This is a genomic window from Labrys miyagiensis (assembly GCF_030160835.1).
Taxonomy (GTDB): Bacteria; Pseudomonadota; Alphaproteobacteria; order Rhizobiales; family Labraceae; genus Labrys; species Labrys miyagiensis.
This window is the reverse complement of record NZ_BSPC01000075.1, coordinates 45,381-60,365: the sequence shown is the minus strand read 5'-3', so window position 1 is coordinate 60,365 and position 14,985 is coordinate 45,381. Positions and strand designations below refer to the sequence as shown.

The window sequence follows — 14,985 nt, the reverse complement described above, 5'->3', positions numbered from 1 at the left end:
GCCTTCAATCGCCCAGCGCGTGGGTTCTGAACTGGTCGAGACCGACGGCCAGCAGCAGCACGACACCGCGGGTGATGTCCTGCCAGAAGCTCGAAATGCCGAGCAGCGTCAGGCCGTTGTTGAGCGTGCCGAGGATCAGCACCGCCAGCAGCGTGCCCCAGACGCTGCCGCGCCCGCCCATCAGCGAGGTGCCGCCGAGAATGATGGCGGCGATCACCGTGAGCAGATTCTGGGCCGCAGCGGCAGGCCCGGCCGCCCCGAGCTGGGCGGCCAGGATGATGCCCGCGCAGCCGCCCGACAAGGCGGAGAGCACGTAGAGGATCATCAGTGTCTTCACCACAGGCACGCCGATCAGCCGCGAGGCTTCCGGATTGCCACCTGTAGCGTAGACGAAGCGCCCGAACTTGCTGCGTGTCAGCACCAGCCAGAGCACCAGGAAGGTGATCAGCATCAGGATCAGCGGCACCGGGATGGTGAGGAACCGCCCGCTGCCGACCCAGTTGAAGCTGCCCACCATCAGCGGCTTTGTCAGGCCGCCCGTGAGCACCAAGGCGGAGCCCGAGACGATCGACATCACGCCAAGGGTGACGATGAAGGGATTCATGCGCAGGCGCGTGGTCAGCAGTCCGTTGAAGCCGCCGATGGCTGCCGCCACCAGGAGAGCGCAAAAGGCGGCAACCCAGATGTTCAGCCCCGCGCTGTAAAGCAATGCGATCACCACGCCGGTCAGGCCGGCAATGGCGGCCACCGACAAATCGAGCCCGCCGGCGATGATCAGTGGCGTGCCGAGCGCCGCCATCAGACCCATATAGGCGACGGTGGCGCCGATGGTCAGCATGTTCCGCCAGTCGAGGAAGAAGGGCGAGAGCAGCGAGAAGACCGCGATGATCAACAGATAGAGCACCAGGAGCACGGCCACGCCGGCCCATGGCTTGGCGAGCATCGATGTCATCGTACCGGATTGCTGGGCCATGGGGTCTCTCAGGCGTCGTGGAAAGCGGGATCGGAACTGGTGGCCGCCATCAGGTCCGCCGGCATGGCGCCACGGCTGAAGCTGCCGGCGATGCGGCCGCGGTCGAGCACGAGGGAGCGGTCGGACACACCGGCGACCTCCTCGACGTCGGAGGACAGCACGAAGACGGCAAAGCCACGGTCGGCGAGGTCGCGCAGCTTGGCGTAGATCTCCTTGCGGGCACCGACGTCGACACCGCGCGTCGGCTCCTCGAGGATGAGCAGTTGGATGCCGTCTACCAGCCAGCGGGCGATGCAGACCTTCTGCTGGTTGCCGCCGGAAAGTGTGCGGATCCGCTGCTCCGGCCCACGCGTGCGAATACCCAGCCCCTGGATCCAGTGTTTCGCCTGTCTGTCCTCCGCCGCGCGCGAAACATTGCCCCAGTGCACGAAGCGCTCCTGGAAGGGCAGCACGATGTTCTCGCGCACTGTGAGGTCGGCGATGATGCCTTCCTTCTTGCGCTCGGCTGCGACGAAGCCGGCGCCGGCCTGCTTCGCCTCCATCGGCGAGCGCGGATGGTAGGGCTTGCCGGCAAGCGTCGCCGTGCCTTGCTGGAGCGGTCCGAGCACGCCGAACAGCGCGCGTCCCAGCACCTCGACGCCGGAGCCCACTAGGCCGAACACGCCGAGGATCTCGCCGGCACGGATCGAGAAGGAGATGTCGGAGAGTTTGTCCGGCACGGCGAGGCCGGCGACCGTCAGCACGTCCTTGCCGAAAGCATCATCCGCCTTGGTGACATAGAGATCGCCCACCGCATTGCCGAGCATGGCGGTGAGCACCTCGTCGCGGCTGGTATGGGCGGTGATGAAAGTGCCGGCATTGCGCCCGTCACGCAGGACGGCAATTGAATCAGATATTTCAAAGACTTCCGACAAATGGTGAGAGATATAGATCACCGAGACCTGCTGCTCCTTGAGGCGACGGATGATACGGAAGATCATCTGCGCCTCCTGCTCGGTGAGCGCGGCGGTGGGCTCGTCCATGATCAGCACGGAGGCATCCCCCGCCAAGGCACGGGCAATTTCGACGATGCGCTGTTCGGCCACCGGCAGGCGTTTGACGGGCCTGTCAACATCGATCGAGCCGAAGCCGAGCTGGTCGAGCAGCTGGCGCGAACGTTGGCGCATGACGGCATCATCGACCACGGAGAACCCGAGGCTGCGCTTCATCGGCAGCTCGCCGAGGAAGATGTTCTCGGCCACCGTCATGTCGGGCATGACGGAGATTTCCTGCGGCAGCAGGCGGATGCCCGCGGCCACCGCCTGGCTTGGCGCGGTGAACAGCACCGGCTGCCCGTCGACCAGGATCGAGCCCTGGTCGCGCGAATAGACGCCGGTGAGGATTTTCATCAGGGTCGACTTGCCGGCGCCATTCGAGCCCAGCAGCGCCACGACCTCGCCGGCTTCCACGACGAGATCCGCTTGCGACAGCACGGGAACGCCGCCGAAGGACTTCCCGATGCCCTGCATCTGCAATCGCGGGGTGCCGCTTGGCATGATGGGGACTCCTGGTGTGCCGGTCTTCTCAGCCACATCGATAATGTCGATGTGGCGGAAACGGCATGGAACCTCGCGGGTTGAGAGGAAGATGCCGGTCTGAAGACCGGCACACAGATGCCCCGTTCAATCGCTCGGGATTAGGTTCTCGAAGCCCTTGAGATCCGGCGACTGGCGCAGCGCGGCCAGATGCGCGGCGAATTTGTCGGCCGGGAACTTGTAGTCGAGCGTATCGCCCGAGGCGCATTTCTGGTCGGTGTAGAATTTGCAGACATTGGCCTTGGTCACCATCACATGGTTGACCAGCACCGTGTCCGGCGTCTTTTTGCCAGCGAGCTGCATCAAGGCGAGCGGGATGATGTAGTTGCCATAGCGCTCCGGGAAATAGCCGACGGAAGCGATGAAGTCCGGCTCGTCCACAAGCGTCTGCACCTCGTCGGCGCCCATGCCGACCACCAGCGCGTCGGCATCGCGCCCGGCCTGCTTCACCGCCTGCAGCATGCCGGTGGCGGACTGATCGTTGATCGCCGTGACGAGGATGGGCACGCCCAGCGGAATGCGGCCGAGCACGTTGTTCATCTGGGCGAAGCTCTCTTCGCGGGTGTTCTTGGAGTCGATCTTGATAACCTGCGCCTGCGGGAAGCCATCGACGGCCGCGAGGAAGCCGGCCACCTGCCCGCCCGTGCGCATGGCCGGGATGGCGCCCGATTGCGGCAGCTCGCCGATGACGAGATAGCCCTGCTTCACCTTGTCGAGGCCGAATTTGGCGATGGCCGCCTGGCCGAGATAGGAGCCGCCCATGAAGCCGGAACGCGGATTGTTGGCGCCAAAGAAGGTGGCGCCGGGCATCGGGATGTCGATCGCTGTGACCTTGGTCTTGGCGTCGTTCATCTGCTGCATGATCGTGGCGCCGAAATTGGCGTCGGTCTGGAACTCGACGACATAGTCGACATTGCGCTGGATGAAGCTCTGCGCATTGGCGAGCGCCGTGGCACCGTCGAGGCGATTGTCGGCCACCTGCAGGTCGATGCCCGCTGCCTTGGCGTTGGCCACCAGGCCCTGCTCCACCTTCACGCAGAAGGCGATGTCGCGCTGCAGATTGGCAAAGCCGATCACGAAATTGGAGCCGTTGCGCGGCTTCGAGGCGGCCGCTGCATCCTTCACCATGTCGGCGAGTTGCTGGGCCGTGGGCAGGGAACCATCGGCCTTCTCGGGGTCGAAGCCGTGGAAGTCCTCCGCCAGGGCCGCCGACGCCAGCAGCGTCGAGGACATCAGCAACGCACCAATAAGCACGCCACGCCGGTTCATGCGCTTCATAACTCCCTCCCAGGGTTGCCAGCCTTGTCTTTTGGCCTGACCAATTGTATTTCTTTCGAGATAACACGGCTTGCCAAAACTGCCAAGGTGGAATGTCATCCCGTGCGCAATGCGGTGCGAAGTGGCGCGTTGCAGACACGGGACCGCGCGACGCAAAGGGCGCCTCTGTCGTCATGCGGTCCCGGATCTGCATCGCACCGCTGCGCGCTGCGAAGCGTCCGAGATGACAAAAAGAAAAGTCGGGGAGTGGGAATGCGCATTACCGGAATGACGCCCTATGTGCTGCGCTGGCCGGAACCCAATGATTTCAACAATCTGCGCATGACCGTGCTGGTCGCCGTCGACACCGACGCCGGCATCCGCGGCTGGGGCGAGGCCATCGCCATGTGGCCGGAAGCCTGCAAGGCCACCGCCGCCATTATCGAGGACGGTTTCCTGCCCTTGCTGAACGGGCGTGAGGCGCTGGATATCCAGGGCTGCTGGGACGCCATGAAGAAGCACAGCTGGTGGTATGGCGAGGGCGGCATCGCGGCCTTCGCTCTCTCCGCCATCGACATGGCGCTGTGGGACATCGCCGCCAAGGACAAGGGCGAGCCCTTGGTCAAGCTGCTCGGCCCCCAGCACGAAACCCTGCCCGCCTGCGCGAGCCTCCATGTCAACCAGCCGACCATCGAGGACTCGGTGCGCGAGATCGCCGCCCATTTTGCCAATGGCTTCCGCTCGACCAAATTAGGGCTCGGCAAGCGTGGCCTGTCGAAGGCCGGCCGCGATCCCGACTACGATGTCGCCTTGGTCGCCGCCCTGCGCAATGAGATCGGCAAGGCGGGGGGTATCATGGTCGATGCCGGCAATGGCACGGCCTGGGACCTGCCGACGGCGGTGCGCACCGTGAACCGCATGGCCGAGCACGACATCGCCTGGATCGAGGAGCCCTTCCATCCCAGCCGAGTCGCCGACCACATCGCGCTCAAGGCCGCGGTGAGCGTGCCTGTCGCCGCCGGCGAGCGCGAGTGGCAGCCGGCGGGCTATCAGCGCTGGATCCAAACCGAGGCTGTCGACATCTTCGGGATCGATCCCGCCCGCGTCGAGGGCATCACCGGCTTTCGCCTTGCCGCCGCCGCGATCGAGGATGCGGGCCGCATCGTCAACGCCCATGCCTGGTCGACGGCCGTGCTCACGGGAGCGAGCCTGCATCTGTCGCTGGCGACCCGCTCGGCGGTGCTTTTCGAGCTCAAGCCCTTGCCGGGTCCGATGCAATTCGAGCTGATCGAGGAGCCCATCTGGCACGACAATGGGCTGGTCAGCGCACCGCTGCGGCCGGGCCATGGTGCGGAGCCCAAAATGAAGGCAGTGGATAAATACTTGGCAGGGCGCTGAATGCCCTTGTGGAAGGGGGCTTAACGCCTTCTAAACCATGCAGAAATCACATGACCGATATACATGCAGCGCCGTGCGATTTTGCACAAATTTTATCACAATTCGCGTATACACCACCCCAACAAACGAAACCTCTTTTTTGGAACGACTACAGTGACCACCGTGTCCATCCTCAACGCCATCACCGCCCGGGTCGTTGCCTTCCGCAACCGCCGCCGCATCGCCAATGTGCGCAGGCAGCTGGGCTACCGCGAGATGCTCGACCTCGGCATCTATCGCGGCCATGTCGACCGCGTCGCTTCGGCCGAGAACGAAGCCATCTGATTTCGTAGATCGCCCCGTCCAGAACGGCGGCGCCTGCACCGAAAAGTCTGGAGCGCGATCATGGCCTGCCATGATCGCGCTTTTTTGCTGGGAGCGCGGACGTCTCGTCCGCTCTTGGAAACGAAGCGTTCTATGGCAGAGGAAGAGCGGACGAGACGTCCGCGCTCCCGGCTACTTCCATACCTTGTGCGCGGCCTCGATCGCATCGAGCAGCGCCGCGTCGACACCCGCACTGCGCAACTCCGCCATCGGCACGGTCGCAGCCGGGCCGCAGGCTGCCGCCACATGCGGCAGGTCGGTCTGCTGCAGCGTGAGACCATTAGCCTTGGCGTCGGGCCAGGCCAGGAAATGCAGGGGCTGCGAATCGAGCGCGTCCTGGCAGCTCGGATCGATCTCAGCCGGCTTCACGGCCTTGACATAGAGCGCCGTCAACGTCGGCGAGGAGAGCGTGCCGAGCACGGTGCCGTCGGCCGCCTTGGTGGTGCCCTTCTCCCCGAGCAGGGCCGGCGGCAGGAACTTCGCCCAATCCACCGGGATGCCGGTGGTCAGGTCATAGACCAGGGCTTGCGTCGAGGTGTCGGGATAGGCGCCGCCACAGAAATAATCATCTGTCGCGACGAAGGAGACGAAGCGAGGCCCCTTCATGGTGATCTCGACCGAACGGGACCAGTCGCCGTGCTTGCCCGCCCCGGCAAGGCAGCTCCTGGCGCCGGCCTTCGCCCGCGCATCAGCCTTGACGAGCGCGGCATTGATCTTCCGGGACATGGCATAGCCTGCCGCCAGGCGCGGGAAGCCGGGCACGCCCTTGGCGACATCGCTCGCTTTGGTGAAGGCAAGCGGCAGCTCTTCGGCCTGTGCTGCCGAGAGGACCATCCCGCCCAGCAGCGGAACTGCGACCGCCAGCCAAACCTTCCCCGTTCTACGCCCGCTCATCGTCCCCTTGCCTATTGCGCCCTGCCTGCCTCAATTGGCGCCACTCATCGCGAAGATGCGGTAGTCGGGCTTCGATGGATCGGCAGAGACATCGCACACCCAGACATTGTGCTGCCCGGAGCCGATCATCATGCCCTGCCAGTTCAAAAACAAGTCCTCCGGCTTCTCGGCCAGGACGGCGGCACGCAATGTCGGCCCGATCAGCGCCGGATCGAAATTGGTGAAAGCCTGCCGGCTCCTCAGCACCAGCCGATGCTTGCCGCGGATGGCGACGGGAAAGCTGAGATGAGAGCCGATCCAGCCCATGTCGTTCTGGCGGATCGCCTGCTGCAGATGAGCGAGGAAGATCTCACGCGGCCCGGCATAGGCAGAACCGGCAAGGCAGGCGAAGGCACCGGCGAGCAGGGCGATGGCAAGAGGTTTCATGCGTGGATCTCTTCGGCGGCAAATGATACCGCTGGCGACGTTTTGTTCCGCTTTGCATCGCATAGATGTGATGAGTCCCATAACCAGTTTTCATATTTGACCGCCTGACCAAATATTCCCTCGGGGCACTCGATCGGGTAAAACGGTTTAGCGGGCGGCTCCCGCTCTTTTCTTTATTCATTTTCCCGCACCAGCCCCGCGGATTTGGGCAGGATCGGCGCTGGCGTGGGCCAGGACGCCGATTTTTCGTGCCACAGCAAAGGGATAGCCAGCGGTGACGCCTCGTCGGCATCGCCGGACTAGTGACGATTTATGGACGCCAAAGCAGCGACATTGCCTCCTTCCGCCGCTCCTGCGGGAGCATCGGCCTTCAGCGCCGAACGCACGGCCTATTCGATTCTCCTGGCGATCAGCGTTTCGCATTGCCTTAACGACACGCTGCAATCGCTGATCCCCTCGATCTATCCGATGCTGCGCGAGAATTTCGCGCTGAGCTACGGCCAGATCGGGCTGATCACCCTTGCCTTCCAGCTCACCGCCTCGTTGCTGCAGCCCTTCGTCGGTCTCTACACCGATCACAGGCCGCAGCCTTATTCGCTGGCCGTTGGCATGGGCGTTAGCCTGTGCGGCCTGGTGCTGCTCGCCTATGCGCCGAATTTCGAGGCGGTGCTGATCGCGGCCATGCTGGTGGGCGTGGGCTCCTCGATCTTCCACCCCGAATCCTCGCGCGTGGCGCGCATGGCCTCGGGCGGCAAGCCGGGGCTGGCCCAGTCGGTCTTCCAGGTCGGCGGCAATCTCGGCACCTCGATCGGGCCGCTGCTCGCCGCCTTCATCGTGCTGCCGTACGGCCAGCATTCGGTGGCGAGCTTCTCGGTGATTGCCCTCGTCGGCATGGTCATCCTGTGGAATGTCGGCACGTGGTATTCCGCTTATCGCCGCCGCACGGCGGGCGCCAAGCCGAAGTCGCACTTGATGACGGCGCCGCTCTCGCGTGCCCGGGTGATTGGCTCGATCGTCATCTTGCTCCTGCTGATCTTCTCGAAGTTCTTCTACATGGCTTCGATGTCGAGCTATCTGACCTTCTATCTGATCTCGAAGTTCAGCCTGTCGGCGCAGGATGCTCAGCTCCACCTGTTCATCTTCCTGTTCGCGGTGGCGGCAGGTACGCTGATCGGTGGCCCGGTGGGCGATCGCATCGGCCGTAAATATGTGATCTGGGTATCGATCCTCGGCGTGCTGCCCTTCACGCTGGCTTTGCCTTATGCCAATCTGACCTGGACGACGGTGCTCGCCGTGATCATCGGCTTCATCCTGTCCTCGGCCTTCTCGGCCATCATCGTCTTCGCGCAGGAGCTGGTGCCGGGGAAGACCGGCATGATCGCCGGCCTGTTCTTCGGCTTCGCCTTCGGCATGGGCGGCCTCGGCGCCGCGGCGCTCGGCTTCCTGGCCGATCACACCAGCATCGAATTCGTCTATAAGGTCTGCTCCTTCCTGCCGATGATCGGGCTCCTGACGATTTTCCTGCCCAATATCGAGCGGCCGCAGCCGGTGATGGCGCAGGATAAGATCGTGGAGGCTTTCGACTGAGCAGCGCGCCGGTCTCCAGACCGGTGCCTTGAACTCTTCCCGGTCGCAGGACCGGCCCACAGACGAACGGGGGCCGCGCTGGCAGAACTGCCAGGGGCCCCCGCTCCAATTTTAGAGATGGAATGGAAACGACCATGGGAACCGTGTCCCCGCATTCGGGGCCTCAGGCTGGCCGCGGCAGCAACCAGAGCTGGAGCAAGGAAGCCCTTGCAACCCTGATCCTGGCCTGGCCGCTGATCCTGACCAATCTGGTGGAGCTCGCGCTCACCACCACCAATCTCGCCTTGATGCGCGAGATTGGTCCCTTGGCCACGGCCGCCGTGACGCTCGCCAACAATCTCTTCTTTTTCTTCGCCATCTGCGGATTGGGCGTCGTCACCGCGGTGACGCCGCTGGTCGCCAGTTCCCTCGGTGCGCGCGACAGCGCGCCCGACGATATCAGGCGCACCATGCAGCAGGGCCTGTGGGCGGCGGCGATCGTCTCGTTCCCGGGCCTTGTCTGCCTCCTCAACGGCGAGGCGATCCTGCTGCTGCTGCGCCAGGATCCAACGATCGCGCGGGAGGCTGCCCATTATCTCCACGGCCTCGCCTGGTCCCTGCCTGCCTTCATCGGCTATATCGCCCTGCGCTCCACCGCCGCCGCGATGGGCAAGCCGCGTGCCGCGCTCTGGGCCGCTCTCGGCGCCATCATCATCAATGCCGTGCTGGCCTGGGGCCTGACCTTCGGCCATCTCGGCCTGCCCGAACTCGGCTCGCCCGGCGCCGGTATTGCCACGGGCATCGCCACCTGGGCGATGTTCCTGCTGCTCGCGGCTTCGCTCGCTTTTCTTCCCAAGTTCCGGCGCTACCGGCTGTTCCATCGCTTCGGCCAGCCCGATTTCGAGCGCCTGGGCCGCATTTTTAGGCTCGGCATTCCCATCGCCGTCACCCTGCTCTTCGAGGTAGCGGTGTTCAATACCGCCGCCATCCTGATGGGCATGCTCGGCGAGACGGACCTGGCTGCCCATGGCATCGCCATCCAGATCGCCTCGGTGAGCTTCATGGTCCCCCTGGGCCTCGGCCAGGCGGCAACGGTGCGCGTCGGCATGGCCTATGGCGCGAGGGACAGGCTGGCGGCCACCCGCTCGGGCTGGACGGCCTATGCCATGGGCGTCGGTTTCATGGCGTCCATGGCCGTGCTCATGTTGACGGCCCCGCATCTGCTGATCGCCGGCTTCATCGATCTCTCCAATCCGGCCAACCAGGTGGTGGTGGAGCGGGCCGCCTTGTTCCTGGTCTTTGCCGGCCTGTTCCAGATCGTCGACGGGGCGCAGGTCGTGGCGTCAGGCATGCTGCGCGGCCTGCACGACACCACGGCGCCGATGCTGATCGCCGGCTTCGGCTATTGGGTGGCAGGCCTGCCGCTCGGCGTCCTGCTTGCCTTTCATTTCGGCTTTGGCGGCTCGGGCATCTGGCTTGGACTGGTGAGCGGGCTGGCGGTGGTGGCCGTGCTGATGACAAGCCGCTGGATGATGCGGGACCGGTTGAAGATGGCGCATTGAGAAGAGAAAAAGGACGAAATCGGTGTGCCGGTCTTCAGACCGGCATGCCCTCGACATAGGGTGTAAGATGCCGTTCCCACCACATCGACTGAAGATCGTTGTGGCTGCGAAGACCGGCACACCAAACGCGTCCTTTCTGGCACACGAGCGCTTCCAAGAGCAGGCTGGAAGCCTGCGATCCCAGGACCTACTGCCCCGACTGCAGGTAGGCGAGCCGCTGCATATAGGCGGCCTGCAGGCAGGAGACCTGCGCGCCGCAGCGGTCACGGGTCGCGCGCCAGGCGGCCTGGTTGTCGGTCAGCTGCGACTGCAGATAGGTCGGCAGCGAGCGGAACCTGGTCTTGAAGGCGGTGCTGAGGGCCTGGTCCAGGCGAGCCAGATCTGCATTCTGGCAGATGGCACGCTCGGACGGGTTGAGCCGGCCATTGCACGGGAAGCTCGGCGGCACGCGCACCGCCGCGGACACCTGCGCCAGTATGTTCTGCAGGAAGCCCAGCCGCTGCTGGTAGCTGTTGCCGATACAGGTGACATCGCTGCCGCAATTGTCGCGCTGGCCGCGCCACTCCGACTGGTTGGCCTTCAGCTTGGCCTGCATCTCCTTTGGCAGGGCGCCATAGGTCACGTTGTAGGCGGCGACCATGGTCTGGTCGAGCGTGGCGAGATTGGCATTGTTGCAGATGGCCCCCTCGGTGGGGTTCAGTTGCCCGTTGCAGGGGAAGCTCGGCGAGACCTGCTGCTCCGGAGAACGCTCGGCGTTTCCCTGGTCGAGAGAGGCCTGCTGCTGCAAGCCGGACTGGTCCGTCGGCGGGAACGTGGGCTGTATCGGCGTCTGCGCCTGGTCCGCCGGCGCCTGGAACGCGATCGGCGACTGCGCCTCCACCGGGGGCTGGGTCTGGACCTGGACCTGAGGTTCCACGGCGATCGTCTTGACGGGCTGCGGATTTTCCACCGTGCCGGCCATGGCGAAGGAGCCGATGATGGCCTCGTTCACCCAGGGCGTCTGGCCGCCCTGGGTCGACTGGTCCACATCCGCCCTGACCTGGCCGAACATCTGGCGGATGTCGAGGCCGGGCGTCTCCATATGGGCCAGCAGCGCCGTGGTGAAGGGCGAGTTGCGCCCCGAGCCGTCCTGCGCCACCGAGCCCGGCGCGGTGGAAAAGGCGATCAGCGTGCCCTTGGCCGAGGACGCATCGAGATCGATGCGCGCCAGGCCCCGCGTGCCGGCGCCGCGCACCAGCGTGCGCGTGAGCGGGTTGTCGCGGCAGGAATCGAGAATGACGATCTTCACCTTGGGGGCGGCGCTGTCCACCAGCTCCAGCAGCTTGTCGAGCGAGAGCGCCTGGGTGTCGAGATCGAGCTCGTCCGAGATCTTGGCCGAGACCGGGATCAGGTAGTTCCGGCCCTTCACCTGCACGCCATGGCCCGAATAGAAGATCACCACGCTGTCGGCATGGTCGGCATCGCGCAGGAAGGCCCTGAGGCCATCATTCATCGCCTGCAGGTCGCCATCCCTGACCAGGGTCACGGCATAGCCGATCCGTCCCAGCGAGGCCGCCATGTCGGCGGCATCGTTCGGCGGGTTGACCAAAGGCGTCACCGACCGATAGGCGCCGTTGCCGATCACCAGCGCCGCCTTCTGCGCGGCCCATGCCGGGGCAAGCCCGGCCAGCGTCAGGACAGCGAGGAAAAACAGGCGGATGACGCAGTTCATGACCATACTCGGCGATTGAAGAGACAAGGCAGTCAATCTCTGCCGGACAGCGGGAATCAAACGTGACTCGCCATGCAAAAACCGCCGGGCTGAGGACCGACAATACTGCCTTTCACGGTACGTTAGCATGTCCTAGATAACACGTGATTGAAAGACAGGTGTGTTGTGATCGACTACGTCCGCAGAATTCTGGATGCCCGGGTCTATGACGTTGCCCAGCAGACCCCGCTGGATCCGATGGTGCGGCTCAGTCAGCGCCTCGACCGGCCCGTGCTGCTGAAGCGCGAGGACCTGCAGCCTGTCTTCTCCTTCAAGATCCGCGGCGCCTATAACCGCATCTCGCGCCTGTCGCCGGAAGCCAAGGCCGCCGGCGTAATCTGTGCCTCCGCCGGCAACCATGCCCAGGGCGTGGCGCTATCGGCGAGCCGGCTCGGCATCGCGGCCACCATCGTGATGCCGATCACCACGCCGAGGATCAAGGTCGAGGCGGTGCGCTATTGGGGCGGCAAGGTGGTGCTGAAGGGCGACGCCTTCGACGAGGCCTATGCACATGCGCGCGAGCTCGAGCGCGAACAGGGTCTCACCTTCGTGCATCCCTATGACGATGGCGACGTGATTGCCGGCCAGGGCACCATCGGCGTCGAGATCCTGCATCAGCACCCCGATCCGATCGAAGCGATCTTCGTGCCAATCGGTGGCGGGGGCCTCGCGGCCGGTATTGCCTCCTATGTCAAGTTCCTGCGGCCCGAGATCAAGGTGATCGGCGTCGAGCCGGTGGATGCGGCTTCCATGAAAGCGGCGATCGAGGCCGGCGAGCGTGTGGTGCTTGACCGCGTCGGCCTGTTCGCCGATGGCGTCGCCGTGCGCCAGGCGGGCGAGGAAACCTTCCGCGTCTGCCGGGAACTGCTCGACGACGTGCTGGTAGCCGATACCGATGCCATGTGCGCCGCGATCAAGGATATTTTCGAGGATGTGCGCGTGCTGGCCGAGCCCGCTGGCGCCCTGTCGCTCGCCGGCCTGAAAGCCTATGCGCAGGCCCAGCCGCAGCGCTCCGGCGCGCTGATCGCCATCAACAGCGGCGCCAACATGAATTTCGACCGCCTGCGCCATGTTGCCGAGCGAGCCGAGGTGGGCGAGGCGCGCGAGATCCTGCTGGCGGTGACCATTCCGGAGGAGGCCGGCTCCTATCACCGCTTCATCCAGGTGCTGGGCAACCGCGTCGTTACCGAGTTCAATTACCGCTATGCCGGTGGCAGCAAGGCGCATGTCTTCGTCGGTCTCAAGCTCGCCAACGCCAATCGCGAGAAGAGCGAGATTATCGGTGAGCTCGAACGGCTTGGCTATGGCGTGGTCGACATCAGCGCCAACGAGACCGCCAAGCTGCATGTGCGTTACATGGTGGGCGGGCGCGTGCCAGGCCTGACGGACGAGATCGTCTTCCGCTTCGAGTTCCCGGAGCGGCCGGGAGCCCTTCTGAAGTTCCTGACCGAGGTGGGGCTGAGCTGGAACATCACCCTGTTCCACTACCGCAACCACGGCGCCGATTATGGCCGCGTGCTGGTTGGCGTGCAGGTGCCGGAGGGCGACAAGACCCGTTTCGAGGCGCGTCTTGCCACCCTCGGCTACCCCTATGAGGACGAGACGTCGAACGACGCCTATCGCCTCTTCCTCGGAGGGTGAACGAAGGCGCGACCTGTGCGCCGTGTCACGGCTTTCTCACTGAAATTGCGAAATAATTTACCCCAACCAGTGACGGGGCCTTAACCGGCCGACGTTACTCTGGGGCACCCTTGGAGTTGGTACGATGCGTTTGGCAGGTTTGTTTGCCACAAAGAACGGATTTGAAGAAAGCGATATTACCGGCGTGACTATCGATGTCGTCGTCGGCCTGTTCGCCGGATTGGCGCTGATCGTCGGCGTCTGGCTGCTGGGCAGCGCCGTGAGCGCCGATACGGTGCATGTCGCCTCGGCCCTGGCGGGCTGAGACCGGCGGCGTTCAGAGCGCTGCGGTTTTTAGCTCGAGGCGCAAGACGCACCGTCATTCCCTCAACCAAAATAGGATTTTGGTTGAGGAGCGTATCCTTACAAGCTTTGCTTGTGAGTGGGAACGCCGGAATCCATGAACACAGACTTGCAAGGACTGTGTTCACGGATTCCGGAGCTCCCTTCGGTCGTCCGGAATGACGCACGCCATTCCAAAGTAAAACGTGATAACCGGCGGATCTCAGCCCTATTTCCGGTCACAAAGCAAAAGGCGCCACTGCCCATCGGCAATGGCGCCCCGAAATTCGCTTGCCCGAACGGCCTTTTACTTGGCCATCGAATTCTTGATCAGGCCGATGATCAGCTGCAGGATCGCGCCACCCGCGCCGCCGGCGATGATATTGCTGACGATGCCGCCGACGCTGAGATTGCCCTGCTGCGCGGCGGCAAGGACCGAAGGCGCCAGCGCCGAGATGAGCTGACCCAGCACACCGCCACCCACCGCGCCGGCGATGGCGTTGATGATGGTACCCATGTCGAACTGAGGCACTGCCTTGCCGGCGCCGGCGCCGCCCAAAGCGCCGCCTACCAGGTTGATCAGAATCTGTGTGAGGTCCATTGTCGACTTCCACTTCTTGCGGCGGTGGGTTGCCCGATATTTCATCCGCCTGCGACAAACATGCGCAGATTCTCATGGCGTTTCAATCACACCATTGCCGGGAAACCGCCCGATTGCCGTCATACTTTCGATATTTCGGTGGATTGAGCGGTAACCGCGGATGGTTTGGCCTGTTTCCTCCCTCGGAGACGTCGGAACTCTAAGTCCCCTTCTCCCAGCGCGAGGCGGCAAGATCGTCCTCGTCCTTGGCAGCCACCCAGCCGCTACCGCTCGCCCGCTCCTCCTTTTTCCAGAAGGGGGCGCGCGTCTTGAGATAGTCCATCAGGAAGGAAGCCGCCTCGAAGGCGGCCTGGCGGTGCTTGGAGGCGGTGACGACCAGCACGATGTTGTCGCCAGGCACCAGGCGGCCGAAGCGGTGGATGATGGTGACGCCGTCGAGCGGCCAGCGCTCGCGCGCCTGCGCCTCGATGCGCTCGAGCTCAGCCTGCGCCATGTCGGGATAGTGGTCGAGCGTCATCGCCGTGATGCGGTCGTCCGCCGGCCCGGCCCGGCAGATGCCGATGAAATTGACCACGGCACCGATATCGGTCCGACCTTCCGTCAGGGCCTTGACCTCGGCCGACACGTCGAAATCGGCGCTTTGCAGGCGGACTGTCATC

Annotated in this window: 14 protein-coding genes; 6 read left to right on the top strand and 8 right to left on the bottom strand. The window is 64.3% G+C overall.

The genetic code is table 11. The features are described 5' to 3' along the window. Positions 1 to 4: 4 nt before the first annotated feature. The 3 genes from QQL24_RS32290 to QQL24_RS32280 form a co-directional block, all read right to left on the bottom strand. Positions 5 to 973, bottom strand: a complete 969-nt coding sequence (locus QQL24_RS32290; RefSeq protein WP_284316425.1) for an ABC transporter permease — start codon at positions 971 to 973, stop codon at positions 5 to 7. Between the two features lie 8 nt (positions 974 to 981). Then, positions 982 to 2,508, bottom strand: coding sequence for a sugar ABC transporter ATP-binding protein (locus QQL24_RS32285; RefSeq protein ID WP_284316424.1), 1,527 nt, complete (start codon positions 2,506 to 2,508; stop codon positions 982 to 984). A 126-nt stretch (positions 2,509 to 2,634) separates the two neighbouring features. Continuing rightward, positions 2,635 to 3,825 (bottom strand): sugar ABC transporter substrate-binding protein, encoded by a 1,191-nt coding sequence (locus tag QQL24_RS32280; RefSeq protein WP_284316423.1) that lies wholly within the window; start codon positions 3,823 to 3,825, stop codon positions 2,635 to 2,637. A gap of 252 nt (positions 3,826 to 4,077) precedes the next feature. Between QQL24_RS32280 and QQL24_RS32275 the strand changes: the two genes are divergently transcribed. Together QQL24_RS32275 and QQL24_RS32270 are read left to right on the top strand one after the other, a co-directional pair. After that, a complete protein-coding gene (locus QQL24_RS32275) occupies positions 4,078 to 5,202 on the top strand; it encodes a mandelate racemase/muconate lactonizing enzyme family protein (protein ID WP_284316422.1) in 1,125 nt (374 codons plus the stop codon). A gap of 153 nt (positions 5,203 to 5,355) precedes the next feature. After that, positions 5,356 to 5,526, top strand: a complete 171-nt coding sequence (locus QQL24_RS32270) for a hypothetical protein (RefSeq protein WP_284316421.1) — start codon at positions 5,356 to 5,358, stop codon at positions 5,524 to 5,526. 171 nt (positions 5,527 to 5,697) lie between these two features. Here QQL24_RS32270 and QQL24_RS32265 read toward each other — a convergent pair whose 3' ends face one another. Both QQL24_RS32265 and QQL24_RS32260 read right to left on the bottom strand, forming a co-directional pair. After that, on the bottom strand, positions 5,698 to 6,459 hold the full coding sequence (locus QQL24_RS32265) for a hypothetical protein (RefSeq protein ID WP_284316420.1): 762 nt from the start codon (positions 6,457 to 6,459) through the stop codon (positions 5,698 to 5,700). A 30-nt stretch (positions 6,460 to 6,489) separates the two neighbouring features. Beyond that, on the bottom strand, positions 6,490 to 6,885 hold the full coding sequence (locus QQL24_RS32260) for a hypothetical protein (RefSeq protein ID WP_284316419.1): 396 nt from the start codon (positions 6,883 to 6,885) through the stop codon (positions 6,490 to 6,492). Between the two features lie 312 nt (positions 6,886 to 7,197). Here QQL24_RS32260 and QQL24_RS32255 point away from each other — a divergent pair, with 312 nt between their 5' ends. Together QQL24_RS32255 and QQL24_RS32250 are read left to right on the top strand one after the other, a co-directional pair. Next, complete coding sequence (locus QQL24_RS32255; RefSeq protein WP_284316418.1) at positions 7,198 to 8,472, top strand: MFS transporter; 1,275 nt, start codon at positions 7,198 to 7,200, stop codon at positions 8,470 to 8,472. A gap of 134 nt (positions 8,473 to 8,606) precedes the next feature. After that, a complete protein-coding gene (locus QQL24_RS32250; protein WP_284316417.1) occupies positions 8,607 to 10,013 on the top strand; it encodes an MATE family efflux transporter in 1,407 nt (468 codons plus the stop codon). 187 nt (positions 10,014 to 10,200) lie between these two features. Here QQL24_RS32250 and QQL24_RS32245 read toward each other — a convergent pair whose 3' ends face one another. After that, on the bottom strand, positions 10,201 to 11,724 hold the full coding sequence (locus QQL24_RS32245) for a caspase family protein (RefSeq protein ID WP_284316416.1): 1,524 nt from the start codon (positions 11,722 to 11,724) through the stop codon (positions 10,201 to 10,203). 165 nt (positions 11,725 to 11,889) lie between these two features. Between QQL24_RS32245 and ilvA the strand changes: the two genes are divergently transcribed. Together ilvA and QQL24_RS32235 are read left to right on the top strand one after the other, a co-directional pair. Further along, the gene (gene ilvA, locus QQL24_RS32240; protein WP_284316415.1) at positions 11,890 to 13,404 is read left to right on the top strand and encodes a threonine ammonia-lyase, biosynthetic; all 1,515 of its coding nucleotides are present in this window, start codon (positions 11,890 to 11,892) and stop codon (positions 13,402 to 13,404) included. Between the two features lie 124 nt (positions 13,405 to 13,528). Next, complete coding sequence (locus QQL24_RS32235; RefSeq protein WP_284316414.1) at positions 13,529 to 13,708, top strand: hypothetical protein; 180 nt, start codon at positions 13,529 to 13,531, stop codon at positions 13,706 to 13,708. 324 nt (positions 13,709 to 14,032) lie between these two features. Here QQL24_RS32235 and QQL24_RS32230 read toward each other — a convergent pair whose 3' ends face one another. Both QQL24_RS32230 and QQL24_RS32225 read right to left on the bottom strand, forming a co-directional pair. Continuing rightward, positions 14,033 to 14,326: a hypothetical protein gene (locus QQL24_RS32230; RefSeq protein ID WP_284316413.1), complete on the bottom strand. Its 294-nt coding sequence runs from the start codon at positions 14,324 to 14,326 to the stop codon at positions 14,033 to 14,035. A 199-nt stretch (positions 14,327 to 14,525) separates the two neighbouring features. Then, positions 14,526 to 14,984: a molybdenum cofactor biosynthesis protein MoaE gene (locus QQL24_RS32225; protein ID WP_284316412.1), complete on the bottom strand. Its 459-nt coding sequence runs from the start codon at positions 14,982 to 14,984 to the stop codon at positions 14,526 to 14,528. Between the last annotated feature and the right edge of the window lies 1 nt (position 14,985).

What these genes read in the sequence shown, in the direction of transcription:
- QQL24_RS32290 (WP_284316425.1), bottom strand. Translation starts at nt 973, where the DNA reads ATGGCCCAGCAATCCGGTACGATGACATCGATGCTCGCCAAGCCATGG.
- QQL24_RS32285 (WP_284316424.1), bottom strand. Translation starts at nt 2,508, where the DNA reads ATGCCAAGCGGCACCCCGCGATTGCAGATGCAGGGCATCGGGAAGTCC.
- QQL24_RS32280 (WP_284316423.1), bottom strand. Translation starts at nt 3,825, where the DNA reads ATGAAGCGCATGAACCGGCGTGGCGTGCTTATTGGTGCGTTGCTGATG.
- QQL24_RS32275 (WP_284316422.1), top strand. Translation starts at nt 4,078, where the DNA reads ATGCGCATTACCGGAATGACGCCCTATGTGCTGCGCTGGCCGGAACCC.
- QQL24_RS32265 (WP_284316420.1), bottom strand. Translation starts at nt 6,459, where the DNA reads ATGAGCGGGCGTAGAACGGGGAAGGTTTGGCTGGCGGTCGCAGTTCCG.
- QQL24_RS32260 (WP_284316419.1), bottom strand. Translation starts at nt 6,885, where the DNA reads ATGAAACCTCTTGCCATCGCCCTGCTCGCCGGTGCCTTCGCCTGCCTT.
- QQL24_RS32255 (WP_284316418.1), top strand. Translation starts at nt 7,198, where the DNA reads ATGGACGCCAAAGCAGCGACATTGCCTCCTTCCGCCGCTCCTGCGGGA.
- QQL24_RS32250 (WP_284316417.1), top strand. Translation starts at nt 8,607, where the DNA reads ATGGGAACCGTGTCCCCGCATTCGGGGCCTCAGGCTGGCCGCGGCAGC.
- QQL24_RS32245 (WP_284316416.1), bottom strand. Translation starts at nt 11,724, where the DNA reads ATGAACTGCGTCATCCGCCTGTTTTTCCTCGCTGTCCTGACGCTGGCC.
- QQL24_RS32235 (WP_284316414.1), top strand. Translation starts at nt 13,529, where the DNA reads ATGCGTTTGGCAGGTTTGTTTGCCACAAAGAACGGATTTGAAGAAAGC.
- QQL24_RS32230 (WP_284316413.1), bottom strand. Translation starts at nt 14,326, where the DNA reads ATGGACCTCACACAGATTCTGATCAACCTGGTAGGCGGCGCTTTGGGC.
- QQL24_RS32225 (WP_284316412.1), bottom strand. Translation starts at nt 14,984, where the DNA reads ATGACAGTCCGCCTGCAAAGCGCCGATTTCGACGTGTCGGCCGAGGTC.